The sequence below is a fragment of the Afifella marina DSM 2698 genome, assembly GCF_900102695.1.
Classification (GTDB): Bacteria; Pseudomonadota; Alphaproteobacteria; order Rhizobiales; family Afifellaceae; genus Afifella; species Afifella marina.
The window spans coordinates 1-23,953 of the sequence record NZ_FMVW01000011.1 but is presented as its reverse complement, the minus strand read 5'-3'; the positions used below and the strand labels follow the sequence as shown (position 1 = coordinate 23,953).

General features: G+C 63.1%; 17 protein-coding genes and 3 tRNA genes. 15 read left to right on the top strand and 5 right to left on the bottom strand.

Going from position 1 to position 23,953, the window contains the following annotated elements; all coding sequences use genetic code 11:
• The first annotated feature begins 143 nt into the window (after nt 1-143).
• Nucleotides 144-509, top strand: a complete 366-nt coding sequence (cutA, locus tag BLP76_RS17160) for a divalent-cation tolerance protein CutA (RefSeq protein ID WP_092816212.1) — start codon at nt 144-146, stop codon at nt 507-509.
• Nucleotides 506-1,030 carry a P-loop nucleotide/nucleoside kinase family protein gene (locus BLP76_RS17155; RefSeq protein WP_200170622.1) on the top strand — a complete coding sequence of 175 codons (525 nt, stop codon included), beginning with the start codon at nt 506-508 and terminating at the stop codon, nt 1,028-1,030. Before cutA ends, BLP76_RS17155 begins: the two co-directional genes overlap by 4 nt.
• Nucleotides 1,031-1,046: 16 nt before the next feature.
• On the opposite strand, the gene BLP76_RS17150 is transcribed toward BLP76_RS17155, so the two are convergent.
• The 3 genes from BLP76_RS17150 to BLP76_RS17140 form a co-directional block, all read right to left on the bottom strand.
• Nucleotides 1,047-3,221: a putative bifunctional diguanylate cyclase/phosphodiesterase gene (locus BLP76_RS17150; protein ID WP_092816208.1), complete on the bottom strand. Its 2,175-nt coding sequence runs from the start codon at nt 3,219-3,221 to the stop codon at nt 1,047-1,049.
• 158 nt (nt 3,222-3,379) lie between these two features.
• Nucleotides 3,380-5,029 (bottom strand): alpha-amylase family protein, encoded by a 1,650-nt coding sequence (locus BLP76_RS17145; protein WP_092816206.1) that lies wholly within the window; start codon nt 5,027-5,029, stop codon nt 3,380-3,382.
• Between the two features lie 26 nt (nt 5,030-5,055).
• Nucleotides 5,056-6,648, bottom strand: coding sequence for an alpha-amylase family glycosyl hydrolase (locus BLP76_RS17140; protein ID WP_092816332.1), 1,593 nt, complete (start codon nt 6,646-6,648; stop codon nt 5,056-5,058).
• Nucleotides 6,649-6,948: 300 nt separating this feature from the next.
• Between BLP76_RS17140 and BLP76_RS17135 the strand changes: the two genes are divergently transcribed.
• The 9 genes from BLP76_RS17135 (at nt 6,949) to BLP76_RS17090 (ending at nt 20,018) form a co-directional block, all read left to right on the top strand.
• Nucleotides 6,949-8,061: a transporter substrate-binding domain-containing protein gene (locus tag BLP76_RS17135; RefSeq protein ID WP_244514646.1), complete on the top strand. Its 1,113-nt coding sequence runs from the start codon at nt 6,949-6,951 to the stop codon at nt 8,059-8,061.
• Between the two features lie 181 nt (nt 8,062-8,242).
• The gene (locus BLP76_RS17130) at nt 8,243-9,466 is read left to right on the top strand and encodes a hydantoinase/carbamoylase family amidase (protein ID WP_170130558.1); all 1,224 of its coding nucleotides are present in this window, start codon (nt 8,243-8,245) and stop codon (nt 9,464-9,466) included.
• Between the two features lie 634 nt (nt 9,467-10,100).
• Nucleotides 10,101-10,190 carry a K(+)-transporting ATPase subunit F gene (gene kdpF, locus BLP76_RS17120; RefSeq protein ID WP_092816200.1) on the top strand — a complete coding sequence of 30 codons (90 nt, stop codon included), beginning with the start codon at nt 10,101-10,103 and terminating at the stop codon, nt 10,188-10,190.
• Between the two features lie 9 nt (nt 10,191-10,199).
• Nucleotides 10,200-11,921, top strand: a complete 1,722-nt coding sequence (kdpA, locus tag BLP76_RS17115; protein ID WP_092816198.1) for a potassium-transporting ATPase subunit KdpA — start codon at nt 10,200-10,202, stop codon at nt 11,919-11,921.
• Nucleotides 11,922-12,016: 95 nt separating this feature from the next.
• Entirely contained in the window at nt 12,017-14,053 is a 2,037-nt protein-coding gene (gene kdpB, locus BLP76_RS17110) for a potassium-transporting ATPase subunit KdpB (RefSeq protein ID WP_092816195.1), read from the top strand.
• An 8-nt stretch (nt 14,054-14,061) separates the two neighbouring features.
• A complete protein-coding gene (gene kdpC, locus BLP76_RS17105; protein WP_092816193.1) occupies nt 14,062-14,673 on the top strand; it encodes a potassium-transporting ATPase subunit KdpC in 612 nt (203 codons plus the stop codon).
• Nucleotides 14,670-17,369, top strand: coding sequence for a sensor histidine kinase (locus tag BLP76_RS17100; RefSeq protein ID WP_092816191.1), 2,700 nt, complete (start codon nt 14,670-14,672; stop codon nt 17,367-17,369). The genes kdpC and BLP76_RS17100 overlap by 4 nt, the downstream gene beginning before the upstream one ends.
• Complete coding sequence (locus BLP76_RS17095) at nt 17,366-18,058, top strand: response regulator (protein WP_092816189.1); 693 nt, start codon at nt 17,366-17,368, stop codon at nt 18,056-18,058. Before BLP76_RS17100 ends, BLP76_RS17095 begins: the two co-directional genes overlap by 4 nt.
• 826 nt (nt 18,059-18,884) lie before the next feature.
• Entirely contained in the window at nt 18,885-20,018 is a 1,134-nt protein-coding gene (locus BLP76_RS17090; RefSeq protein WP_092816187.1) for a 1-propanol dehydrogenase PduQ, read from the top strand.
• Between the two features lie 311 nt (nt 20,019-20,329).
• Here BLP76_RS17090 and BLP76_RS17085 read toward each other — a convergent pair.
• Nucleotides 20,330-20,405 (bottom strand) — tRNA-Thr (locus BLP76_RS17085).
• A 406-nt stretch (nt 20,406-20,811) separates the two neighbouring features.
• Between BLP76_RS17085 and BLP76_RS17080 the strand changes: the two genes are divergently transcribed.
• Nucleotides 20,812-21,339: a BA14K family protein gene (locus BLP76_RS17080; protein ID WP_170130560.1), complete on the top strand. Its 528-nt coding sequence runs from the start codon at nt 20,812-20,814 to the stop codon at nt 21,337-21,339.
• 34 nt (nt 21,340-21,373) lie between these two features.
• On the opposite strand, the gene rlmB is transcribed toward BLP76_RS17080, so the two are convergent.
• The gene (gene rlmB / locus BLP76_RS17075) at nt 21,374-22,153 is read right to left on the bottom strand and encodes a 23S rRNA (guanosine(2251)-2'-O)-methyltransferase RlmB (protein ID WP_092816328.1); all 780 of its coding nucleotides are present in this window, start codon (nt 22,151-22,153) and stop codon (nt 21,374-21,376) included.
• 198 nt (nt 22,154-22,351) lie between these two features.
• Between rlmB and BLP76_RS17070 the strand changes: the two genes are divergently transcribed.
• From BLP76_RS17070 to tuf, 3 genes are all read left to right on the top strand, one after another.
• Nucleotides 22,352-22,436, top strand: a tRNA-Tyr gene (locus tag BLP76_RS17070).
• A 19-nt stretch (nt 22,437-22,455) separates the two neighbouring features.
• Nucleotides 22,456-22,529 (top strand) — tRNA-Gly (locus tag BLP76_RS17065).
• A 232-nt stretch (nt 22,530-22,761) separates the two neighbouring features.
• Nucleotides 22,762-23,937, top strand: a complete 1,176-nt coding sequence (tuf, locus tag BLP76_RS17060; protein WP_092816183.1) for an elongation factor Tu — start codon at nt 22,762-22,764, stop codon at nt 23,935-23,937.
• The last annotated feature ends 16 nt before the right edge of the window (nt 23,938-23,953 follow it).

Genomic DNA, 23,953 nt, shown 5'->3' with positions numbered 1-23,953 from the left:
GGGCGTGTCGGTAGCGGCGGTTGTGGCGAGCCCAGGTTCGGGTCACGTTTCGCCTAGCACGGAGCCGGCCGCTTCGGCAAAGCTGTAGTTGTGGGCGGACCCCGGGTGAGCTCTGCGGATACGGAAATCAAAGGCGAACGAGCATGAACGACGAAGAGGCACAAAAGCGCAGCGCAGACGGGCCGCAGGAGACGGGGCAGTTGGTGCTTCTCTATATTCCCTGCCCGGGCATGGAGACCGCCAAAGAACTCGCCGCAGCCGCGGTTTCCGAAAGGCTGGCAGCCTGCGCCAATATCCTTCCGACAATGGTCTCCGTCTATCGCTGGCAGGGCGCCATCGAGGACGAGGAGGAGACGGTTCTGATCCTGAAGACACCGCCCGAGAGGGAGGCGGATCTGCGTCGCCTCATCGAGGCGCGGCACCCTTATGACGTTCCGGCCATCCTGACGCTTGCCGCGGTGCGGGTGAACACACCCTATCTCGAATGGGCGCAGGCGGAGACGGCGTGAGCCATCACGCGAAGCGCGGCTTCCTCGTGTCTCTCTCCGGTCTCCCCGGCGTTGGTAAGTCGAGCATCGCGCGCCTGCTTGCCGCTGAGATCGGCGCCATCTGGCTTCGTATCGATTCCATCGAGAGCGCCCTGCGCTCCTCCGGCGTCGTGGATGGCGATATGAAGGATGCCAGCTACCGCGCGGCCTATGCCGTCGCTGCGGACAATCTCGCTTTGGGCCATCGCGTCATTGCCGATTGCGTCAATCCGTGGATGCTGACCCGCGATGCGTGGCGCGACGTCGCGCTTACGGCCGACGCAGAGCTTCTGGAGTTGGAAGTCATCTGCACGGACCGTGATGCGCACCGCCATCGGGTCGAAGCCCGGATAATTGAGGCGGACGGCGGCAGAGGACCTGGCTGGCAGGAAGTTGTGGCGCGGGATTATCGGCCCTGGACACGGCCCGTTCTGGTCGTCGAAACCGCGGGCAGAAGGGTTTGCGACTGTGCAGCCGATATCCGGCACATATTGGCGCTTTGAGGGCCCGTATGCGCAATCAGGCTGCGCCGCGCTGCCTTTCTTCAATCAGCATTTCGTTGATCGCTTCTGGCGGGACTGGCCCGGAAAACAGGAAGCCCTGGATTTCGTCGCAGCCGATGAAACGCAGATATTCGCGCTGCCGCTCGGTTTCGACGCCCTCGGCCGTCACCAGAAGTCCGAGCGCGTGGCCGAGTTCGACGATCGCGTCGACGATCGCGGTTGAATCGGCCGTTTCGCCGATCGGTTGCACGAAGGAGCGGTCGATCTTCACCTTGTCGACCTTCAGCATTCTGAGCCGGTTGAGGCTCGAATAGCCTGTGCCGAAATCGTCGAGCGCGACCTGTACGCCGTGGCTTCGCAGCTGCTGCAGCTCCTCCGCGGCATTTTTGCCTTCCTTCAGGAGGACGCTCTCCGTGATTTCGATCTCGACCTGGCTCGGATTTACCCGTTCCTCGTGCATGATCCGGAGCAGGCGCCCGGCAAGCCCGTGCCGTTCGAAAGAGCAGGGCGATATGTTTACCGCAACGGTCAAGTCCGGCCATTCCCGTGCCTGACGGCAGGCGTGACGTAGAACCCACTCGTCGAGCTTGGCCACGAGGCGCGTGTCTTCAGCGAGGCGGATGAAGGCGCCGGGCAGAAGGAAGCCGAGCCGCGGATGGCGCCAACGCAGGAGCGCCTCCACCCCGCGAATTTCGCCGTCGCGCCCTGACACCTGCGGCTGATAGTGAAGGACGAGATCGCGACCGCCTCGCGCCAGCGTCGCTGCGAGTTCTTCTTCGATGAGATGGCGGGCGCGCAGGGCTGCGTCCATCTCCTGTGAGAAGGCGACGAAGCGATCGCGGCCTTCGCGCTTGGCCGCATAAAGGGCGATGTCGGCGCGCCTCAGAGACTCGCTTCGGGGCATGTCGGGATGAAGAAACGTGTAGCCGATCGAAACACCGACATGGGCCGTGCCTTCTTCGATTGAGAAAGGTTCGCTGGCGCATGAGAGGATGCGCTCGCAGATCACCGAGATATCGTCTCGCGTGTCGAGATTGCGAAGGAGAATGGCGAATTCGTCGCCACCGAGACGCCCGAGCATGTCGTTTTCGCCGAGCAAGCAGGTGACGCGGGCCGCGAACTGCCGGATGACATCGTCGCCCGCCGGATGCCCGTAGGTGTCGTTCACTTCCTTGAAGCGGTCGAGATCGGCGAAAAGGAGCACAATGCTCTCTTCTCCTGCCCGAGGCAGGATGCGCTCCAGACGTTGGATCACGCCTGAGCGATTCGGCAGGCCTGTGAGGCCGTCGTGCGATGCGAGATGGAGCGCGCGAAGTCGCCCAGCCTCGATCTCGGCCGAGCTGCGGTAGATGCTGCGGGCATAGAAGGCGATGAGTGCAAGCATCGCAAGACCCGCGATCACCGCCGTCGGGAGCACCTGGTTGAGGATTTCGCGGCCGGGAAGGTCGGGTTTCCATGCGAGATAAGCGAGGGCGTTGCCGTTGCCGTCCAGAACCGGGAGAGAGGTTTCGTCGAACCCCGTCGCCTCGGTCTCCTGGATGCGCGCCTTGGGCAGGAGATAGCCGTCACGTATGTGATCGAGGAAGGCATGGTCGACGAACTGCACGCTGACGAGCACGTGTTCCTCGCCTGGCCGCACACGCAGCTCTTCCGAGTAAGCCAGGAGCGGGAGGAGGCTGATGATCGCGGGCCGTCCGCCGATCATTTTGACGCTGCGCTCGACGACTGCGTCGCGTCCCTCGACTTCCGCGAAACGACGGTGAAGTCTTGCCAGTTCGGGTGCCGCGATGGGCAGCACCTCTGCGGCGGTCCCCAGGTCTGCGGCCCGGCCTTCTTCCATGGCGTAGATCGCGCGGTCGTCAGCGGCGATGACAAGGGTGCGGTCGTGGCCGAAAAATTGATACATCCATTCGCCGAGATTCTCGTGAATCCATGGCATATCTCGGGCGTTGACCGCCTCTACGGCTTCATCCCACCATGTGATGCTCTTTTGCTCCTTGGAGACACGTGCCTCCTGAGCCTCCATGGCATGGCGCACGAGCTGCTGCTGTCTTTCGATGGAGACATGGTCCGTCCCCACGAGCGCTTGCAGGACAACGAACAACATTCCCCCAACAGCCAGGAGGGCGAACAGGCTCATCACCCACAATACGTGGGTGGAAAGCGCTTTCGCCTTGCGGATAGCTCCCATGTCGAAACCTCTTTGAATCGAGATCTGATGGGATAGCTACCTGAGCTGGAGCTGGTGTCCCGAGCGCCAGCGGGCTGGGCAAGGGGAAACGTGGTTAAAAAAACACAAACTTTGTGCGGGACGTCGTGCCGCCGTCCGGGAGCGTTTGCCGCTTGCCGTCAGCGTCGCTCCTGGTCCGGCCGCAGCCAGGCGAAGCCGTAGGGCGCGAGCGTTAGGCTCTTGCCAGGCTTCAAATTTTGAGGGGGCACCCCCTGTCCGAAAAGAACGGAGGTGTAGGCGGTCTCCTCTGTGTCGCTTTCCTGCGCGGGTTCGAGTGTCACCTCGACATCGTCTTCGGAGAGGTTGTGATAGGTGAGGGTGACGTTCCCCTTCCATTCGCAACGCATTGCGAGGATCCGCGTATCGCCGGCGAGAACCGTCCATTTTCCCCAACCGATCTCGGGCAGAGAACGGCGAATGCGTACGAGCTCGCGCACGAAGGAGAGCAGCGAATCCGGGTCGTGCATGGCGTCGGCGACGTTGACCTTGTCGTAGGCGAAGGGGCCGTCGTTCAGGACGGGGCGGACGAGATCGTCGGGGTCGGCTGATGAAAAGCCGCCATTCTTGCGGTCCGACCATTGCAGCGGCGTGCGCACGGAATTGCGCTCCTCAAGGCTCTGGTCGTCGCCCATGCCGATTTCCTCGCCGTACCAGATGACGGGTGTTCCGGGCAGCGCGAACATGAGGGCGTAGGCAAGCTTGAGGCGGCGCACATCGCCCTCGAGCATCGGTGCAAGGCGGCGACGGATGCCTCGGTCATAGACGATCATTCCGGGGTCCGGCGCCATGGCGTCGAAGACCTCCTGGCGCTCTTGCGATGACAGGCGGCCGAGATCGACCTCGTCATGATTTCTGAGAAAAGAACCCCACTGACCTTCGATGGGCAGGTCCGGCATGATCGACATGATGCGACGGATCGGCTCGGCATCGCGGCGCGTGAAGGCCAGAAACATGTGCTGGTTCAGCATGAAGTTGAAGACCATGTGCATGCGGTTGCCGTCTTCGCCGAAATAGCCCGTCACCTCTTTCATGCTGACGTTGGCTTCCGCCAGAAGCACGGATTCGGCTTTCCGCCAGGAGAGAAAGCGCCGCATGTCTGAGAGGTATTCGGCCGGGTTCCGGGCCGGTGCGTGATCGAGGCCGAGATATTCGATCAGGAAGGGCACGGCATCGATGCGGAAGCCGGAGACGCCGAGCTGCAGCCAGAAGCCCATGATCTTGTCGATCTCTTCGCGCACCTCCGGGTTGGCGATGTTGAGGTCGGCCTGGTGTTTGTAGAAGCGATGCAGGTACCACGCCTTCGCTTGTCTGTCGTAGGTCCAGATCGCCTCCTGCACGCCGGGAAAGACGATGCCGTCGTGGATGTTTTCCGGCTTTTCCTCCGACCACACATACCAATCGCGATATGGCGAGTTGGGGTCGGAGCGGGCGGACTGGAACCAGGGATGGTCCGTCGAGGTGTGGTTGACGACGAGGTCGACGAGAACACGCAGACCTCTGTCTGCTGCCGCCCGTGTGAAGGCGACGAAATCACCGAGCGTGCCAAGACGCGGATCGACATTATAGAAATCGGAAATGTCGTAGCCGTTGTCGCGGTTGGGCGATGGGTAGAACGGCAGGAGCCAGATGCAGGTGGCTCCGAGCGCTTCGATGTGGTCGAGGCGATCGGCAAGCCCCCGGAAATCGCCGACGCCGTCGCCATTGCCGTCCATGTAGGCGTCGACATCGAGGCAATAGATGACGGCGTTCTTGTACCAGAGATCGAGCATTGCGTGGGCTCCTGCCTGAGGGGAGGTCAGTCGGCGAGTTCGATGATGAGGCCTTCGTTTGCAGGGATCTCGACAGAGCCGGAGATCTCTGCGCCTTCATTTCTTCCCAGGCAGGAAAGCAGAACCCGGCCAGTCGTTCCCTCGTCCAGCATCAGCCGATGCGCGGTGCCACCGAGGTTGAGAGCGATGAGCAAGTTTTCGCCGTCGCTCTCGCGGCGGAAGGCGAGGATGTCTCCGTCCGCCGTCACCGATACGTAGCGTCCGATGGAAAGAGCCTTTCGCTCGCGCCTCAGTTCCAACAATCGCTGGTAGAGGGAGAGAAGCGAGGAATGATCCTGCTTCTGCGTGGCGACGTTGCGCTCGGGCGCCCGGTGATCCACCGGCAGCCAGGGCTCGGCATTCGAAAAGCCGACATGGTCGCTGTCATCCCATTGCATGGGCGTGCGGGCCGGATCGCGGTTGAAGCCGAGCCCGGGCTCGTTCTTCTCCCACGGATCCTGGACGCGCTCGGGAGGGATCGGAACCTGCACCATGCCGATCTCGTCGCCGTAATAGAGCGTCGGGGTGCCTCGGAGGGTGAGAAGCAGCAAGGCCGCGACCCGCGCCTGGGCTGGACCGAGACGGTCGGCGATGCGCGCCTGGTCGTGGTTTCCGAGCACCCAATTCGGCCAACCGCCTTCGGGAAGCGCTGCCTCGTATTCCCGGATGAGATTGTCGATGTGGCGGGCATCCCAGGCCGATTGCAGCAGCTGGAAATTGAATGGGAGATGCGCGCCTTTGAGGTCGTTGCCGTAATAGGCCATCAACCGCTCGATCGGCAGATAGATCTCGCCGATCAAAACGCGCTCGTCGTATTCCTCCAGCACGGCGCGCATTTCAGCGATCACTTCGTGCACTTCCGGCTGGTCGCAGGAATGAACCTCGAGCAGACGGTTGAGTTCGCGCTGATGCGGCTCATAAGCCGGGTTGATCGGGTTGTCGCGCAGCTCCGCATCTTTGATCAGATGCCAGATCACGTCCACGCGGAAGCCATCGACGCCTCGGTCGAGCCAGAAGCGCAGCGCATCGTGCATGGCCCACCGCACTTCCGGGTTTCGCCAGTTGAGGTCCGGCTGCTCCTTCAGGAAGGCATGGTAGTAATACTGCCCGGTCGCTTCGTCGAACTGCCAGGCGCTGCCGCCGAAATTGGAGATCCAGTTGTTGGGTGGGCCGCCATCCGGTGCGGGATCGCGCCAGATGTACCAGTCCCGTTTCGGGCTATCGCGCGAGATGCGGCTTTCCTGGAACCAGGGATGCCGGTCCGATGTGTGGTTCGGCACGAAGTCCAGGATGAGCTTCATGCCCGCTTTGTGGATGTCGGCGCTCAGCCGGTCGATATCCTCCAGCGTCCCGAAGATCGGATCGACGTCGCAATAATCGGCAACGTCATAGCCGAAATCGGCCATGGGAGACGGATAGAAGGGCGAGATCCAGACTGCGTCGACACCGAGCCAGGTGAGATAGGGGAGGCGCTGGCGGATGCCTTCGAGGTCACCGATGCCGTCGCCGTTGGAATCTTGAAAAGACCGCGGATAGATTTGGTAGATCGTTCCATGCTGCCACCACAAAGTCTCGGACATCTCGCCCCTTTCGTCTCGATCTCTCGTCGCTGTGAATTTGCTTTCGTCCCCGGCCATTGAACGCGTGAGAGCGGTCGAGGTTCGCGCCTGCGGAAAACCGATTTCGCGTGGGGGATAACGAGGGTTGCGGATCGGTAAGTCGGCGTTCCGAGGTCGTGTTAGGCGACGGCTAAGACATCTTGACGAAGATGTGCCCGGAAAAATCGAAAAACCAAAGAAGGCCGCCGGGGGACAAAGTCAGTGAAGTCATCAATTCTTTCTGTTTTCGAGAGGCGGTCGACGGCGCTTTCTCATCTCGTGATGCTTTTGCTCGTTCTCGTTCTCATGAGCACTGTGGGCGAAGCGTTTGCCCAGACTTTTGACGGCGAACCGGCGGCAATTGACGAACAGACGCAGGATCGAGCATCGCCGCGTGCGGTCGATGTCGGGCTATACATGAGCCCGCCCTTCGTCATGGAAAAGGACAACCGCTACGAGGGCATGGCGATTGATCTCTGGGAGTCGATTGCCGGCCGGCTGAACTTCAAAACACACTACCAGCCCTATCCGACCATTGCGGCACTTCTCGACGCGACCGCCTCTGGCGAGATCGACGTTGCGGTCACCAATCTCTCCATCACCGAAAAGCGTGCTCACCGGATCGACTTCACCTATCCCTGGTTCGACGCGGGCCTTCGGATCATGATCAACGAAGATGCCGGTGTAGGTTTCGGCGAAGTTGTTTCGGGGTTGAGGGATAGCGGCTTTCTGAGAGCCTATCTTTGGCTCGCCTTCGTCATTCTCGTGGCGACGGTCCTAAGCACCATCTACTATCGCCGCTTCGATCCGGAGTTTCCTAAGGCTTGGCCCGATGCGCTTGCCGAGGGATTTTACTCGGTCATGTCGGTGGCGACGTCCGGCCGCGCTCCGATCCGCAAGAACCTGTTCGGCTGGGTCGGCCGGGTCTGGGCAGCCCTCTGGCTCGTCTGCGGTGTCGCTGTCGTTGCTTATCTGACGTCTACGGTGACGAGCGTCATGACGGCGATTTCGATCAACAGCCAGATCGACAGTCTTGCCGATCTGCCGGGAAAGACCGTCGGGGTGTTCAAGGGCGGCGTGTCGGAGGCTTTCGCCCAGGAGGCCATTCTCGAGACGCGGGCCTACAATGATCTCGACGGGGCTGTGGCCGGTCTTCTCGACGGCGATATCGATGCCATCATCGCCGATGCGCCCGTCCTGGAATATTACGCCCACACGCATCAGGACGAGCCGATGGACGTCGTCGGTCCGATCTTCGAGCCGGACAAATATGGTTTCGGCGTCAGTCGCAATTCCGGTCTGACGCGGGATTTGACTGTCGAGGTCATCTGGGCCGAAGAGAGCGAGCTGGTGGAACGTTTGCGCACGCAGTATTTCGGCGACGATCCTTCCTGAGTCTTCTGCATCGCGGTTGGCGCACTCCGCCGCCGTCGGCGGCGTTCCTGCACGTGGTCGTGCCTTCGGCGCTCGACGACGGTTGCGATCCGCGCCATGAAGGAGCCTTCAATTGTTCGCGGCAGTCGGGGCGGCGCATCGATCGCTCTGGCTTCGTCCGCGCCAGAATGAAGAGCCGGCTGTGGTTGAGATCAAAAATGAACGGCTGATTGCGGATTTGCGGCGCCTGGCCGAATTCGGAAAGTACAAGACCGGGGTCGATCGGGTCGCTTTTTCGCCGGCCGATGTCGCCTCGCGGGACTGGCTCAAAGAGAGACTGGGCGAAATCGGCCTCCTCGTGAAGCAGGATCGGTTAGGCAATGTCTACGGGGCGTGGCCGGATGTCGATCGGGCGCTGCTGATCGGTTCGCATTCCGACACGGTGCCGCGCGGCGGCTGGCTCGACGGTGCCATGGGCGTCATCTACGCACTCGAAGTCGCGCGGGCATTTCGTGAGAGCGGCACGGGCGTTCCTATCGGTGTCGACGTCGTCGCCTTCCAGGATGAGGAGGGCACCTATCTGCCGCTCCTGGGCTCCAAGAGCCTCGCCGGACTCCTGTCGGAGGGCGACGTTGGGCATGCGCACCGATCGGATGGCGAAGCGCTCACCTCCGCCATCGCCTCTGCGGGTTTTTCGGGTGATCCGATCGTCGCCGACAGGCATCGTCTCGTTGGTTTTCTTGAGGGTCACATCGAGCAGGGCCCACGGCTTCTTGCCGCCGGGCGGAAGATCGGGGTCGTGACCGGTTTTGCCGGGACGCGGCGAATGAGCATCAAGGCGGAGGGGCGTGCGGATCACGCCGGAACGACGCCAATGACGATGCGCCGCGATGCGGGTCGCGCGATCTTCGCTTTCGCGTCCTGGGTGGATTCGGCCTTTTCGGAGCTCTCCGGAGCAGAGACCGTGTGGAATATCGGCAGTGCGACCTTGAAGCCGGGCGCACCGAACGTCGTGCCGTCTCGGGCCGAACTCGCGCTCGAGTTCCGCGATGGCGACCTGGGGCGGCTGGAGCGGATGGAATCGGCGGTGCACGACAAGGCGGCGGGACTTCAGCGCGAGACCGGGCTTGCTGTCTCCGTCGATGTGACCACGCGAGTCCCTCCGACGACGACCAATTCGAAGCTTGCGGAGGAACTCGCCGAAGCGGCCGCAGATCTTGGCGAACAGCCGATGCAGCTTGCGAGCGGAGCCGGTCACGATTGCATGATTATCGGCCAGACGATGCCGGCGGCGATGTTTTTCGTCCCCAGCATCGGTGGACGCAGCCATGATATCGACGAAGATACAGCGGAAGAGGATATTGTCCTCGGCTGTCGGGTCCTGGCTCGTGCGGTCGAGCGACTGATTTCAAACGAGCTGCCGTGACGAGGGGAAGAACGATGCGCGTCATTCACCGTCGAAAGGACACGTCCTCTTCGAACCTCACCTCGAAGGTCGTGACGCAAGCTGCCCTGGCGCTTGGTCTTTTCGCCGTTCTTGGAACGCTTGGCGGATGCGGGATGGGCCGCACGGTGTCGGATACGTCCAACACGTTCGATGACCTTTCTGGCCTCGCTCAGAAATGGCACGAGCCGGACCGAAAGGCAGAGGACGGGAGCCCGGCCTCGGAAACGGAGCCCGCGTCGCGTTAGGCTCCAGCGAGACGTTCCGACTGCGAAGTCCGGAATCGTCTCAATGACTTCGGTCGAAACGTTCATCCAAGCATTGCGGCAGAGGACGGGCAGGGCGCTTCACCCGCTAATGGCCCATGGTCTGCCCTTGGGGACTCTGTGTGACGTCGTGGTCGTGTGAGGGAGGCCCGATGTCGCCTCCTTCATTTATGCCTCGTTGATGCGATCCGCCAAAAACGCGAATGGCCCGTTTATGGCCTCCGCGCCCATCTTCCGGTCACGTTCCGGATGATGGAGATGACATGCTCGACGTCTTTTTTGTCGGCCTCGCCCTTGGCTTTTTCGCTGCCGCGGCGCTTTCGCTGCGCATCATCGAGAGGCTCTGAGCGATGGCCTTCGACCTTGTTCTCGGCGCCGTCGTGGCGCTCGCGCTTCTCGGCTATCTGGTCTGGGCGCTCCTCAACCCTGAAAAGCTTTGAGGCGCGGCTATGTCTTCCGACATCCTTCTCTTCATCGTCTACTGCGTTGCGGTCACGGCGCTCGCCTGGCCGCTCGGCCTCTTCATGGCGCGGCTCTTTTCGGGAGAACGAACCCTCCTGACGCCGGTCCTCGGCCCGATCGAGCGGCTCTTCTACCGCGCCGGTGGCATCGATCCCGAGGCGGGTCAGAATTGGGCGCGCTACGCGGCCGCCTGCCTCGCATTCAACGCCGTCGGCTGGCTGATCCTCTATGCAATCCTGCGGCTGCAGGGACACCTGCCGCTCAACCCGCAAGGCTTTGGGGGCCTTGCGCCCGATCTCGCGTTCAATACGGCGGTCAGCTTCGTCACCAACACCAACTGGCAGGCCTATGGGGGCGAGACGACGCTTTCGTATCTCAGCCAGATGGTGGGTCTGACGGTGCAGAACTTCGTCTCGGCCGCGACCGGCATCGCGGTCGGCGCTGCCGTGATCCGAGGCTTTGCCGGTCGCGCTTCCGATGGCTCGGATGCGCGCAATCTCGGCAATTTCTGGGTCGATCTCACCCGGGCAGTCCTCTACCTGCTCTTGCCGCTCTCGATCCTCTTGACGCTCTTCCTCGTCTGGCAGGGCGTGCCGCAAAACCTGTCCGCCTATGTGGATGCCACGACGCTCGAAGGCGCACGACAGACGATCGCGCAGGGGCCCGCGGCAGCGCAGATCGCCATCAAGCAGCTCGGGACCAATGGCGGCGGCTTCTTCAACGCCAATTCCGCAGTGCCTTACGAAAACCCGACGCCGCTTTCGAACTTCGCCGAGATGGCCGCAATCCTTCTCATCCCGGCGGCCTTCACCTTCATGTTCGGTCGCTTGGTGCGCGATATGCGCCAGGGCGTGGCGATCTTCGCCGCCATGGGCATCCTCTTCCTCGGTGCGCTGGCGCTCACCTATGGGGCGGAGAGCGAAGGCAACGCGCTCTTCGCGAACCTTCCCGTCGAGCAGGCCGCCGGCAATATGGAGGGCAAAGAAGTCCGCTTCGGCGTTGGCGAATCAGCGCTCTGGGCGACGGCGACGACTGCCGCCTCCAACGGCTCCGTCAATTCCATGCACGACAGCTTCACGCCGCTCGGAGCGCTCGCGCCGATGCTGCTCATGCAGGTCGGTGAGGTGGTCTTCGGCGGCGTCGGCTCCGGCTTCTACGGCATGCTCGCCTTCGTCGTGCTGACGGTATTCCTGGCCGGATTGATGGTCGGGAGAACGCCTGAATATCTCGGACGCAAGATCGAGACGAAAGAGGTGAAGCTCGCCGTCATCGCCTTCCTGGTGATGCCGCTCGGCGTCCTCGTCTTCGGCGCCGCGGCCGCCACTCTCCCGGTGGCGCTCGCCTCGCTCCAGGACAAAGGCCCGCATGGGCTGTCGGAAATCCTTTACGCCTATTCCTCGGCGACGGGGAACAATGGCTCCGCCTTTGCGGGCTTCGGCGCCGCCACGCCCTTCCACGACACGCTCCTTGGCATTGCCATGCTCCTCGGCCGTTACGTCTTCATCGTGCCGATGCTGGCGATCGCTGGCTCGCTGGCGGCAAAAAAGAAGGTCGCGCCGTCGGCCGGCACATTCCCGACGGACGGTCCTCTCTTCGTCACACTTCTCGTCGCGGTCGTCTTGATCCTCGGCGGGCTCACCTTCTTTCCGGCGCTCGCCCTCGGGCCGATTGCCGAACACACGGCGATGCTCGCCGGGGAGACATTCTGATGCCGCGAGCTCCATTGCCTGCCGCAACCCGCGGCAATCTCCTGAGCGCCGACACGGCGGCTCTCCACCAGCATCCTGTCAGAAAGCCAGGCGCCATGCGCAGAAAGCCCGACATTTCCCTCTTCGACATGCAGGTGACGGGGCCGGCGTTGCGCGTCGCGCTCGTCAAGCTCGACCCGCGTCATCTGATGAAAAACCCCGTCATCTTCGTCACGGAGGTGGCGGCGGCGCTCTCCACGCTCCTTTTCCTGCGCGGCCTCGTGAGCGGCGCCGGCGAGACGGCGGTGGTGGGCCAGATCGCAGCCTGGCTCTGGTTCACGGTCTATTTCGCGACGTTTGCCGAAGCGATGGCGGAAGGTCGTGGCAAGGCGCGGGCGGACACGCTGCGGGCGACGCAGACCGAAACGCCTGCGAAGCTTCTCGCAGCGCTCGATGCGACGGAGACGCGGACGGTTTCGAGCCACACGCTGAAACCCGGCGATCTCGTTCTCGTCGAAGTCGGAGACATCGTCCCGGCGGATGGCGAGATCGTCGATGGCATCGCCTCGGTCGATGAATCGGCGATCACCGGCGAATCCGCCCCCGTCATTCGCGAGGCGGGGGGTGATCGCTCCGCCGTCACCGGTGGCACTCGCCTCGTCTCCGACTGGCTGAAGGTCAAGGTCACGTCGAAGCCAGGCGAAACCTTCCTCGACCGCATGATCGCGCTCGTGGAGGGCGCGGAGCGGCAGAAGACGCCGAACGAGGTGGCGCTCGGCATCCTGCTTGCCGGGATGACCATCATTTTCCTGATCGTCACCGCGACGCTCGAGCCCTTCCTGCTTTATTCTGGCGCGACGGTTCCCGTGGCCTTCCTGATCGCGCTTCTCGTCACCCTCATCCCGACGACGATCGGAGGTCTTCTCTCCGCGATCGGGATTGCCGGCATGGACCGGTTGGTGAAGGCGAACGTTATCGCCAAGTCTGGCCGGGCCGTAGAGGCGGCAGGCGATGTCGACACGCTTCTCCTCGACAAGACCGGAACGATCACCTTCGGCAACCGGATGGCCGACGATTTTCTGCCGGTTGCAGGCACCGATGAACGGCAGCTTGCCGAGCTTGCCCATCTCGCTTCGGCGGCAGACGAGACGCCGGAAGGAAAATCGATCGTCGACCTTGCCCGCAAACGCCTCGGCCGGCAGATCGATCACGACGACCGCGTGGTCACGACCATTCCGTTCAGTGCACAGACCCGGATCTCAGGGGCGGACCTGAAAGACGGACGCGAAATCCGCAAAGGGGCGAGCGACGCGATCCTCGCCTGGTGCGACAAGGCCGCGACGCCGGAGCTTTCGCGCCTTATCGAACGTATCGCGCGCTCCGGCGGCACACCGCTCGTCGTCGCCGCCGACCGCAAGCCGATCGGCGTCGTGCATCTGAAGGACGTGGTGAAGCCCGGTATCCGCGAGCGTTTTGCCGAGCTTCGGCGCATGGGTGTGCGCACCGTCATGGTCACGGGCGACAACCCGCTGACGGCGGCCGCGATCGCTGCCGAAGCCGGCGTCGACGATTTTCTGGCGGAAGCGACGCCGGAGAAGAAGCTCGAACTCATTCGTGCCGAGCAGGCGGGGGGCAAACTCGTCGCCATGTGCGGCGACGGGTCTAACGATGCGCCGGCGCTGGCGCAGGCGGATGTCGGCGTCGCCATGAATTCCGGGACACCCGCCGCCAAGGAGGCCGGCAATCTCATCGATCTCGACAGCGATCCGACGAAACTCATCGAGATCGTGCTGGTGGGCAAGCAACTCCTGATCAGCCGAGGGTCGCTCACCACCTTCTCGATCGCAAATGACGTGGCGAAATATTTCGCGATCCTGCCGGCGATCTTCGTGGCCGCTTACCCCGGTCTCGCAGCGCTCAACGTCATGCGGTTGGAAAGCCCGGCAAGCGCCATCCTCTCGGCGGTGATCTTCAACGCGCTCGTCATCATCGCGCTCATTCCGCTCGCCTTGAAGGGCGTGCGCTATGCGCCGGCGACGGCCGCGAGCCTCTTGCGGCGCAATCTTCTCATCTACGGCCTCGGGGGGCTCATCGTGCCCTTCATCGGCATCAAGGCCATCGACCTTCTCATCACCTCCATCGCAATCGTCTGAGCAAAGCCATGATCGACCAGCTTCGTCCTGCCATCATTCTTTCGGTCCTCATGACCGTGCTTCTCGGCCTTTGCTATCCGCTCGCCATGACCGGTCTTGCTCAGGCCTTGTTTCCGGCCGAGGCCGCCGGCAGCCTCGTCGAGCGCAACGGAAAGGTTGTGGGATCGCGTCTGGTCGCCCAGACATTTTCGGCTCCGGGTTATTTCCATCCACGGCCGTCTGCCGGTGACGTCGATGCCGGCGCGTCCGGAGGCAGCAATCTCGGCCCCACCAGCGCTGCCCTCTTCGAGCGGGTTTCGAGCGAGGCGGAAAGGCTCAGCCGGGAAGCCGGCGGTGCGCGCGTGCCCGTCGATCTCGTCACCGCATCCGGCAGCGGTCTCGATCCGCACATCTCTCCGGAAGCGGCTTTCTTTCAGGCGCCGCGCGTCGCCAAGGCGCGAGATATTCCCCTGCAGCAGATGCGCGACCTGGTCAGGCGTCATATCGAGGGGCGCAGCCTCGGACTTTTCGGTGAGACACGGGTGAATGTTCTTGCGCTCAACCTGGCGCTCGACGAGCTTCGTCCGGCCGGGAATAACGGTGTGCCGGTGGCGGAAGGGGCGAGCAGCAGGACACAATGAACGAGCCGGATAACCGTCCCGAGCCCGAGGCTCTTCTCGCGGAAGCGTCGCGGGAAGGCAGGGGGCGGCTCAAGATTTTCCTCGGTGCGGCGCCCGGCGTCGGCAAGACCTATTCCATGCTCGAGGCGGCGCGCGAGCGCCGCACCGCGGGTCTCGACGTTGCCGTCGGCGTCGTCGAGACGCATGGCCGTGCCGAGACGGAACGCCTCGCAGCTCGGCTTGAAACCATCCCGAGACGGCGCGTCCTCTATCGCGGCCGGTTTCTCTCCGAGATGGACGTCGATGCGATCCTAAAGCGCCGGCCGGGCCTCGTCCTCGTCGACGAGCTTGCCCACACCAACGTTCCCGAAAGCCGACATCCGAAGCGCTGGCAGGATGTGGAGGAACTGATCGGCGCGGGCATCGACGTCTATACGACGCTCAACATCCAGCATCTGGAGAGCCTCAACGATGTCGTCGCGCGCATCTCCGGCGTGCGTGTGCGCGAGACGGTTCCAGACCGCGTCGTCGAATTGGCGGATGAGATCGAGCTGATCGATCTGCCTCCCGACGAGCTGATCGAGAGGTTGCGCGAGGGGAAGGTCTACGTCCAGGACCAGATTGCACGGGCCATCCAGAACTTCTTCTCCAAGGGCAACCTGACGGCTCTGCGCGAGCTCGCCATGCGCGTCGCGGCCGACCGCGTCGATGCGCAGATGATGGCGCATATGAAGAGCCACGCGATCCCGGGCCCGTGGCCGACGCAGGAGCGAATCCTCGTTTGCGTCAACGAATCGCCGGTCGCCGGAGCGCTCGTGCGTGCCGCGAAACGTGCCGCCGATCGTGGCCGCTTCCCTTGGATCGCCGTGAACGTCGTCACCCCCGCCTCGGAGAGCCTGCCGGAGGCCGCAAAGGACCAGATCGCCGAGACTTTGAGGCTCGCAGAGACCCTTGGCGGCGAAGTCGCCTCGCTCAACGCGGAATCGCGTATCGCGCAGGAGATTCTCGCTTTCGCACGCTCGCGCAATGTCAGCCGCATCGTCGTCGGCCGCCCGCGCATGCGCACCTTTTCCGCACGGTTCTTTCGCGAGAACGTGGCGAACGAGATTATACGCGCTGCGAGGGATTTCGAGGTCACGGTGATTGCCTCGGACGCTACGCGAACGCGTCGCGACAAGGTGAGGGCGCCGCATCTCTTTCCAACCTGGGAGGCGGAAGCCTATGGGGTGGCGACCCTCGCCGTTCTCGCGAGCAGTGCGATCGGGGCCGCGGTTCATCGGGCTCTGCCGGTGGAGAGCCTGTCGCTTCTCTATCTCGCTTCGGTGATCGCCATCGCCACGCGTTACGGCCTCTGGCCCTCGGTCTATGCGAGCGTCCTGTCCTTCCTCGCCTACAACTACTTTCTGACCGAGCCGTATTATACGTTCAGCGTCCACAGTGAGACGGTGGTCCGCACCCTTTTCCTCTATCTCGCCGTGGCGATCGCGACCGGCAATCTGGCCGCGCGGTTGCGCGCGCAGGTGAAGGCACAGCGCAACATCGCCCGGCGTACGGCGGCGCTCTACGATTTCAGCCGCAAGATTGCGAGTGCAGCTTCGCTCGACGACGTCGTGTGGGCGGCCGTCCACCACGTCGCCTCGACGCTGAACTGCTCCTCGCTCATCCTCGGGCCCGGCCCGGACGGGCAGCTGACCATCCTCGGCGGCTATCCACCCGAAGACCAGCTCGAGGCGAAGGATCGCGGCGCGGCTGAATGGGCCTGGGAGCACGGAGAAATCGCCGGCTGGGGCTCGCCGACACTGCCGGCTTCCTCGTGGCTGTTCCTGCCGCTCAAGACGGCGCATGGCAGGGAAGGGCTCCTCGGCGTCAGCTTTGCGCGCTCGCAGCCTCTCGCCCCCGACGAGCGTCGCCTTCTGGAAGCGCTCGTCGATCAGGTGGCGATCGCCGTCGAGCGCACCCGTCTGGCGGCCGACATGGAGGAGACGCGCCTTCTCTCCGAGACGGAGCGGCTGCGCGCGGCGCTTCTGTCGTCCGTCAGCCATGACCTGCGCACGCCGCTCGTTTCCATCATCGGAGCCGCGTCAGGTCTCCTGGAGGCCGATGAAGCGCTTGGTCCCTCCGGTCGCGTGGCGATGGCCGAGACCATTCGCGACGAGGGCGAGCGGCTCAACCGCTATATCCAAAACCTGCTCGACATGACGCGTCTCGGCTATGGCGCATTGCAGGTCCGGCGCGACTGGGTCGACATGCGGGAGGTGGTGGGCCGCGCCGTTCGTCAGCTCCGTCGACGCCTGGCGTCACACACGCTCGCCATCGATCTGCCGCGTGACTTGCCCCTGGCTGCTGGGGATCCGGTGCTTTTGGAGCAGGTCATCGCGAATCTCCTCGACAATGCCGCGAAATACGCCGAGGCCGGCACCGAGATCACCGTTTCGGGCCGCGTCGAGGCCGGGCAGCTTCATCTGTCGGTGCGTGACGAGGGCCCCGGCATCCCGGTCGAGGACCGGGCCCGTGTGTTCGACATGTTTTATCGCGTGCGTGCCGGTGACGCGCAGAGAGCGGGCACCGGCCTCGGGCTCGCCATCTGCAAGGGCATCGTGGAGGCGCATGGCGGCGAGATCACCATCGGCGTGGGCTCGGGAGGCCGCGGAACCGTCATAAACGTGAAGCTTCCTCTTGCTCCCGAAGTGCCGAAGAAGGCGACGCCAGAGCCATGAGCGCCACACGTATCCTGATCATCGACGACGAGCCGCAGATCCGGAAGTTCCTCCGGGTGGCGCTCGGAGCGCACGGTTTTGAGGTTTTCGAGGCGGAGAATGGCCGCAAGGGCGTGGAGGCCGTCGCCCTGAGGGAACCCGACCTCGTCATTCTCGATCTCGGTCTGCCCGACATCGACGGCAAGGAGGTGATCACGCGGCTTCGCGAATGGTCGAACCTGCCGATCCTCGTGCTGTCCGTCAGGGAAGGCGAGGACGAGAAGGTCGCGGCCCTCGATGCGGGAGCCAACGATTATGTGGTCAAGCCATTCGGGATCCCGGAGTTTCTGGCTCGCGTGAGGGTTCTTCTGCGTCCTGCGAGAAAAGCGGGCGAGGACAGCGCCGAGATCGTCGTCGGGGATCTGAAGCTCGATCTCGCCCGCCACGAAGTGTCGCTCGCGGCGGAGAAGCTCAAGCTGACGCCGAAAGAATTCGAGCTTCTCGCCTACCTGATGCGCAATGCCGGCCGCATCCTCACCCACCGGCAGATCTTGACGAGCGTCTGGGGGCCTGCGAATGCCGAAGACGTCCAGTATCTGCGCGTCTTCGTCGGACGTCTGCGCCAGAAACTCGGCGATGACCCTGCGAGCCCTCGCTATATCCTGAACGAGCCCGGGGTCGGCTACCGCTTCCTGCGCCCGGAGGAGTGAGGGATGCTTGCCGGGGCTGGTTCTTGGCAGCGCTCAATATGGAAGAGGACGGTTCGCTTTATAAGACAATGCGATATCGCGCTCTTTTCGAGTCAAAACTCAGAACATTGGGGGCGATTCCGCCAGGGCCTCTCGTAAATGAAGCCGGGCCGTTACTGGCTTTCGTTCAAGTTGGGCGCCCGTTCCGCTTCGGGATTGCGCCATGGGTTGCACCTTCCGATTTCTTCGGTGGCATTGGACTGGGTGACAGTGAAATGACCCGTGGTAGCGCTTTCAGTTCCATCCGGTTCCGGGAGCCGGGTTTTGCGACCCGTCAATCAGGGGTTGTTCTGCGTGGGCTCTCGATTGTCGACGTGCGGCCCGGGATCGGCTGAGACGGATATTCTCGTCACCAACGGTGAGGGGGGAAGTCTCAAAAAGACGAGGAAACACAGGGGCATAATGCCGCGGACGTGCGTGCGGGCACGATGCGCGGCGGCTGCAGACAGCGCGCATGCGGGCCATTTGAGGCGTCGAAAGCCGCGACAAAGCGCCCGAGACCGCGCGCTTCCGTGATTGTCCGGTCGATTCGGCCTGGACCGATCAGGCAATCGTGACCAGGAGCCACCCTGCGGCGCGCGCCAAAGGCGGGCCGATTGGCCGACATACTACCCCTCATCGCTAGACGGGAGCGTGAGGACACTCCAGATGATGGCGCACTGATCCGAAACTGGATGCGATGTCGCTTGGGGCTTGATGCGATGGCGCGAAGGGACCGGTTTTCAGCTCCGGGCAACGCCGGACCTAAAAATGCGGGGGAGCTCTTCGGCTAAAGGAGGCCAAGACGATGAGCGCCATGCATACGTTTTCACTCAAGACAGAGGTTGTCTCTGGGGTGGGTACCCTCGAGCGGCTTCGTGAGTTTCACCGCGAGCGGGTCGGTATCGTCACCGACGCGCTCATGGTAAAGCTCGGCGTGGCGGACCGGGTGCGCCAATACCTCTCCGACAGCGCCGTCACGATCTACGACAAAGTCACCCCCGACCCGCCCATTGCCAGCGTCAAGGAAGGCGCAAGGGAGCTTTCCGCCTTTCGCCCGACAATCATCATCGGGCTCGGCGGCGGCTCGGCCATCGATGCGGCGAAAGCGATTCTGGCTATCCTGCGGGAGATGAACAGCCGGAGCCGTATCACCTTCATCGCCATTCCGACGACGAGCGGTACCGGCTCCGAGGTGACGGCTTATTCGGTGATTTCTGATCCGGAGAAGGGCACGAAGTTCCCGCTCGTCTCCGACGAGCTGATTCCGGATATCGCGCTCCTGGAGCCGGAATTCGTGCGCACCGTGCCGCCCCAGATCACGGCGGACACCGGCATGGACGTGCTCACCCATGCGCTGGAGGCTTATGTCGCCAATTGTGCGACCGATTTCTCCGATGCTCTTGCGGAGAAGGCCGTCAGCCTGACCTTCAAGAACCTTCCGGTGGTTTTCGACGATGGCCAAAACGTCGAGGGCCGGATCGCGATGCACAACGCCTCGTGCATGGCCGGCATGGCCTTCAACTCGGCCGGGCTCGGTCTCAACCACGGGCTGGCGCATGCCATCGGAGGCCGCCTGCATATTCCTCACGGGCGCATCAACGCCATGCTCCTGCCTTATGTGATCGGGTTCAATGCCGGCCTCGACAAGAACTCGCCGGAGCCCGCGGCGGAGCGCTACGCGCGTTTGGCCCGGCTCCTCGACCTTGGAGGCGAGACGGCGCTAAAGGGCACGCAGAATTTGATCGACGCGATCGTGGGACTGAACAAGCGCTTCGGAGTTCCGCTGACCCTCAAGGCTTTGGGTGCTGACATGGATGTGCTGGCGCAGTCCAAGGATGCGCTGGTTGCTTCCGCGCTGGCGGATTTCTGCACGTCCGGCAATCCGCGCAAGCCGAGTGCGGAAGATGTCCGGCGGCTCATTGACAAGGTGGCTGGCTGAGGCAGCGACCCGGTCGATGAAGGCGTCGTCCGGGTGCCGCCGACATCTTTGAGCCGCCTTCAAGCGTCTCTTGGCGACCCTTTCCTGGCGTTGCAATCTTAACGGAAAGGTGGGGATCCAACTTGGCGCTCGATTCCTCGGGGCTGGGCTGCGGCGCAGTCCCGGTCGCCAGACAAAAGGCCGCGCCTCAACGGCGCGGCCGGCGTTCTGCCTGAGTTGAGAGGCGTCGTGCGGCCGGACAAGCGCGCGTCGCCCAGTCGTTACGCGGCACGCGACGAGTCGAAAAAGGCGCAGTCTTTTCAAGGTGACAATGGTGCCGGCTGAGGGACTCGAACCCCCGACCCCCTGATTACAAATCAGATGCTCTACCAACTGAGCTAAGCCGGCATGGCGCGGGACGGCGGGATCCGCCTGTGTCTTCCGTGCGCCTTCAGGGCTCCAAATTCGGCCATTCGAAGCCGCTTGGAGCGGATATTCCCTAACCGCTCCGTCTGGCAGGCGCAACAGCTTCGTCGGTGCGCTCGCAAGCCTGCCACGACGATCTTATTTTAGGAGAACGATGTAGCGCCAGCGACACCGTGGGATCCTCCTTAATGCCCCTCAGTGGCGGAAGGGCGCGTCGCGATGACGGCGACGGAAGAGGCGAGAATCAATGATGTTCGCAAGCCTCTCGGTAAAAGACACGTGATCGAACCTTTTCAGCAGGGAACATGCGGCTGCTTAATTTGTTAGCATTCTAAGAATGGTTGGCTGCACGAGAATCTTGTGGTGCGGCCCTCAGGAGATTTTCGTCATGCAATCCAGGTCTACTCGGGCAGCAATCGCGATCGCGGCAGGGCTATCGATGGTGATTGCATCTCTTTCCCCGACAATGGCAGCGATGCCTCGGGCACCGCAGGCTTCGCCGGCGAGTGGCGTCGAAGCCCCTCTGATTAAGGTGCAGGATCGGCACTGGCGGGGCGGGCACCGCATCGGGCCGCGAGTCCCGAGCCGTCATTATCGGGGTCACCGATATCGCGGTCATCATTACCGCGGGCGGCATCACTACCGCGGAGGGCATTATCGCTACGGGCGGCATCATTACCGGCATCGTCACAGGAACGGCATTGGCGCGGGTGTCGCCGGCCTGGGCCTCGGGCTCGCGCTCGGCAGCGCCATGGCCCAGCCGCGCTATTATGCGGCCCCTCCCGCCTATGCCGGAGCACGGCCTGCCCCTTGGTCGCGCGAATGGTACGCCTATTGCGCCTCGAAGTATCGCAGCTTCGATCCGCGCAGCGGCACGTTCCAGCCCTATAACGGCCCGCGCCGCCTCTGCCGCTGAGGCAAGGCGGCTGATGCGAGGCCGCTAAGGAAAGTCAGCCGCGTTGGGGGCGGCTTGCTTCATAAAGCGCGATAGCGGCTGCGTTGGAGACGTTGAGACTTGCGATCGGCGGGCGTGTGGGAAGCCGCACGAGCCGATCGCATGTCGCAGCAGTTTTTTCACGCAGGCCTTTGCCTTCGGCGCCGAGCACGAGCACGGCTGGTTTCTGCAAGGGCGTATCGCCAAGCGCGTCCGTGGCCTCTCCATCGAGCCCCAGAAGATGGAAACCTGCGTCGCGCAGTTCCTCCAAAGCGTTGGAGAGGTTTCTCACCCGAACGATTTCGACATGTTCCAGCGCGCCGGAAGCGGTCTTCGCAAGAACGCCGGTCTCGGGCGGTGAATGGCGCGCCGTCATGATCAGAAAAGTCGCTCCGAAGGCGGCCGCAGAGCGAAGAACCGCGCCGACATTGTGCGGGTCCGTCACCTGATCGAGCGCGACGATCATCTCCGCGCCGATGCAATCGGAGAGTTCCGGCTCGGGGAGGGGATCGCAGAAAAGCGCGACTCCTTGATGCACCGTGTCGGCGCCGAGGAGTTTATCCATCTCGCGGGTGGAGGAGGGTTCCGGCCATTCCATGTCGGGCACGAGCCCTTTCAGCCGGTTGAGCGCATTGGCCGTTGCGACAAGCCGATGGATGTTTCTCTTCGGATTCTTCAAGGCTTCGCTGACGGCGTGAAACCCGTAGATGACCGAAGGCGAATCGGCCGGGGGCGTGCGCGGGCTTCGCCGGCTGGGCCGTCCGCCCTTCTCGCCTGGGCGGCGGCACCTTCTCATATTCGTATCGTTGGACATGGCTTGCTTGCTCAATTTACCGGCTTCTCCCTTCGCACCGAACTTCAGGGAATGGCAACGGTGAGCTTTCGTGCTGCGGGCGTTGACAGGCCGGGGCGCCACCTGCATATACGCCGCCACCGACGGTTTCGGTTCTCCAACCGAGACCTCGCTTTCGCCAGTCGTTTCGACGGCCGCACCGGAGGGGTGCCCGAGTGGCTAAAGGGGACGGGCTGTAAACCCGTTGGCTATGCCTACGTTGGTTCGAATCCAACCCCCTCCACCAGCGGCCCGCGAAACGCTGTGCGGGTATAGCTCAATGGTAGAGCAGCAGCCTTCCAAGCTGAATATGCGGGTTCGATTCCCGCTACCCGCTCCAGATTTCGACAAGAGCCGAAGCCAGATCCGCTTGTGCGCCGCACATCGATGGGTGCGTCACTTTGGGGCTCTGCCATATGACCTCGCCGACAGCCTGACGCGCGATCTTTGCAGCGCTTTGCGGGGATCATCTTTGTCGCGTGCATGTGACGCACGGCCTCTTGCACCATCGCGCGGACCATCGTACTAGGCGCGCCGAAAATCCCCGTCGAACTCAGCCTTGGTAGAGGGAAATGGCAAAAGAGAAATTTTCGCGCACGAAGCCGCATGCGAACATCGGGACGATCGGTCACGTCGACCATGGCAAGACGACGCTGACGGCAGCGATCACGAAGTTCTTTGGCGAATATCGGGCCTACGACCAGATTGATGCGGCGCCGGAAGAGAAGGCGCGCGGCATCACAATCTCGACGGCGCATGTGGAGTACGAGACGGAGAACCGTCACTACGCGCATGTCGACTGCCCGGGTCACGCCGACTATGTGAAGAACATGATCACGGGCGCGGCGCAGATGGACGGCGCGATCCTGGTGGTGTCTGCGGCCGACGGTCCGATGCCGCAGACGCGTGAGCACATTTTGCTCGCCCGTCAGGTCGGTGTTCCGGCGCTTGTCGTTTACATGAACAAGGTCGACCAGGTCGACGACGAGGAGCTTCTTGAGCTCGTCGAGCTCGAGGTTCGCGAGCTTCTGTCGTCCTACGAATTCCCGGGCGACGACATTCCGGTGATCAAGGGCTCGGCGCTTGTGGCGCTCGAGGACGGCGACAAGGCGCTTGGCGAGGATTCGATCCGCGCTCTGATGGCGGCTGTCGACGAATATATCCCGACGCCGGAGCGTCCGATCGACCAGCCGTTCCTGATGCCGATCGAGGACGTGTTCTCAATCTCCGGGCGCGGCACGGTTGTGACGGGTCGTGTGGAACGCGGCCAGATCAAGGTGGGTGAGGAAGTCGAGATCGTCGGCATCCGCGACACCCGCAAGACGACGGTGACGGGCGTTGAGATGTTCCGCAAGCTGCTGGACAGCGGCCAGGCGGGCGACAACATCGGCGCACTTCTTCGCGGCATCGACCGCGAGGGCGTGGAGCGCGGGCAGATCCTGTGCAAGCCGGGTTCGGTGACGCCGCACACGAAGTTCAAGGCGGAAGCGTACATTCTGACGAAGGAAGAGGGTGGCCGGCACACGCCGTTCTTCACCAACTACCGTCCTCAGTTCTACTTCCGGACGACGGACGTGACGGGTGTCGTGACGCTGCCCGAGGGCACCGAGATGGTGATGCCGGGCGACAATGTGACGATGGACGTCACGCTGATCGTGCCGATCGCGATGGAAGAGAAGCTGCGCTTCGCCATCCGTGAAGGCGGCCGCACCGTCGGCGCCGGCATCGTCTCCGAAATCATCGAGTAACCGAGATCGGGCGTGG

Excerpts from the sequence above, each read along its gene's own strand:
- cutA (WP_092816212.1), top strand. The coding sequence starts at position 144 with ATGAACGACGAAGAGGCACAAAAGCGCAGCGCAGACGGGCCGCAGGAG.
- BLP76_RS17150 (WP_092816208.1), bottom strand. The coding sequence starts at position 3,221 with ATGGGAGCTATCCGCAAGGCGAAAGCGCTTTCCACCCACGTATTGTGG.
- BLP76_RS17145 (WP_092816206.1), bottom strand. The coding sequence starts at position 5,029 with ATGCTCGATCTCTGGTACAAGAACGCCGTCATCTATTGCCTCGATGTC.
- BLP76_RS17140 (WP_092816332.1), bottom strand. The coding sequence starts at position 6,648 with ATGTCCGAGACTTTGTGGTGGCAGCATGGAACGATCTACCAAATCTAT.
- BLP76_RS17135 (WP_244514646.1), top strand. The coding sequence starts at position 6,949 with ATGCTTTTGCTCGTTCTCGTTCTCATGAGCACTGTGGGCGAAGCGTTT.
- kdpF (WP_092816200.1), top strand. The coding sequence starts at position 10,101 with ATGGCCTTCGACCTTGTTCTCGGCGCCGTCGTGGCGCTCGCGCTTCTC.
- kdpA (WP_092816198.1), top strand. The coding sequence starts at position 10,200 with ATGTCTTCCGACATCCTTCTCTTCATCGTCTACTGCGTTGCGGTCACG.
- kdpB (WP_092816195.1), top strand. The coding sequence starts at position 12,017 with ATGCGCAGAAAGCCCGACATTTCCCTCTTCGACATGCAGGTGACGGGG.
- kdpC (WP_092816193.1), top strand. The coding sequence starts at position 14,062 with ATGATCGACCAGCTTCGTCCTGCCATCATTCTTTCGGTCCTCATGACC.
- BLP76_RS17100 (WP_092816191.1), top strand. The coding sequence starts at position 14,670 with ATGAACGAGCCGGATAACCGTCCCGAGCCCGAGGCTCTTCTCGCGGAA.
- BLP76_RS17095 (WP_092816189.1), top strand. The coding sequence starts at position 17,366 with ATGAGCGCCACACGTATCCTGATCATCGACGACGAGCCGCAGATCCGG.
- BLP76_RS17090 (WP_092816187.1), top strand. The coding sequence starts at position 18,885 with ATGAGCGCCATGCATACGTTTTCACTCAAGACAGAGGTTGTCTCTGGG.
- BLP76_RS17080 (WP_170130560.1), top strand. The coding sequence starts at position 20,812 with ATGCAATCCAGGTCTACTCGGGCAGCAATCGCGATCGCGGCAGGGCTA.
- rlmB (WP_092816328.1), bottom strand. The coding sequence starts at position 22,153 with ATGAGAAGGTGCCGCCGCCCAGGCGAGAAGGGCGGACGGCCCAGCCGG.
- tuf (WP_092816183.1), top strand. The coding sequence starts at position 22,762 with ATGGCAAAAGAGAAATTTTCGCGCACGAAGCCGCATGCGAACATCGGG.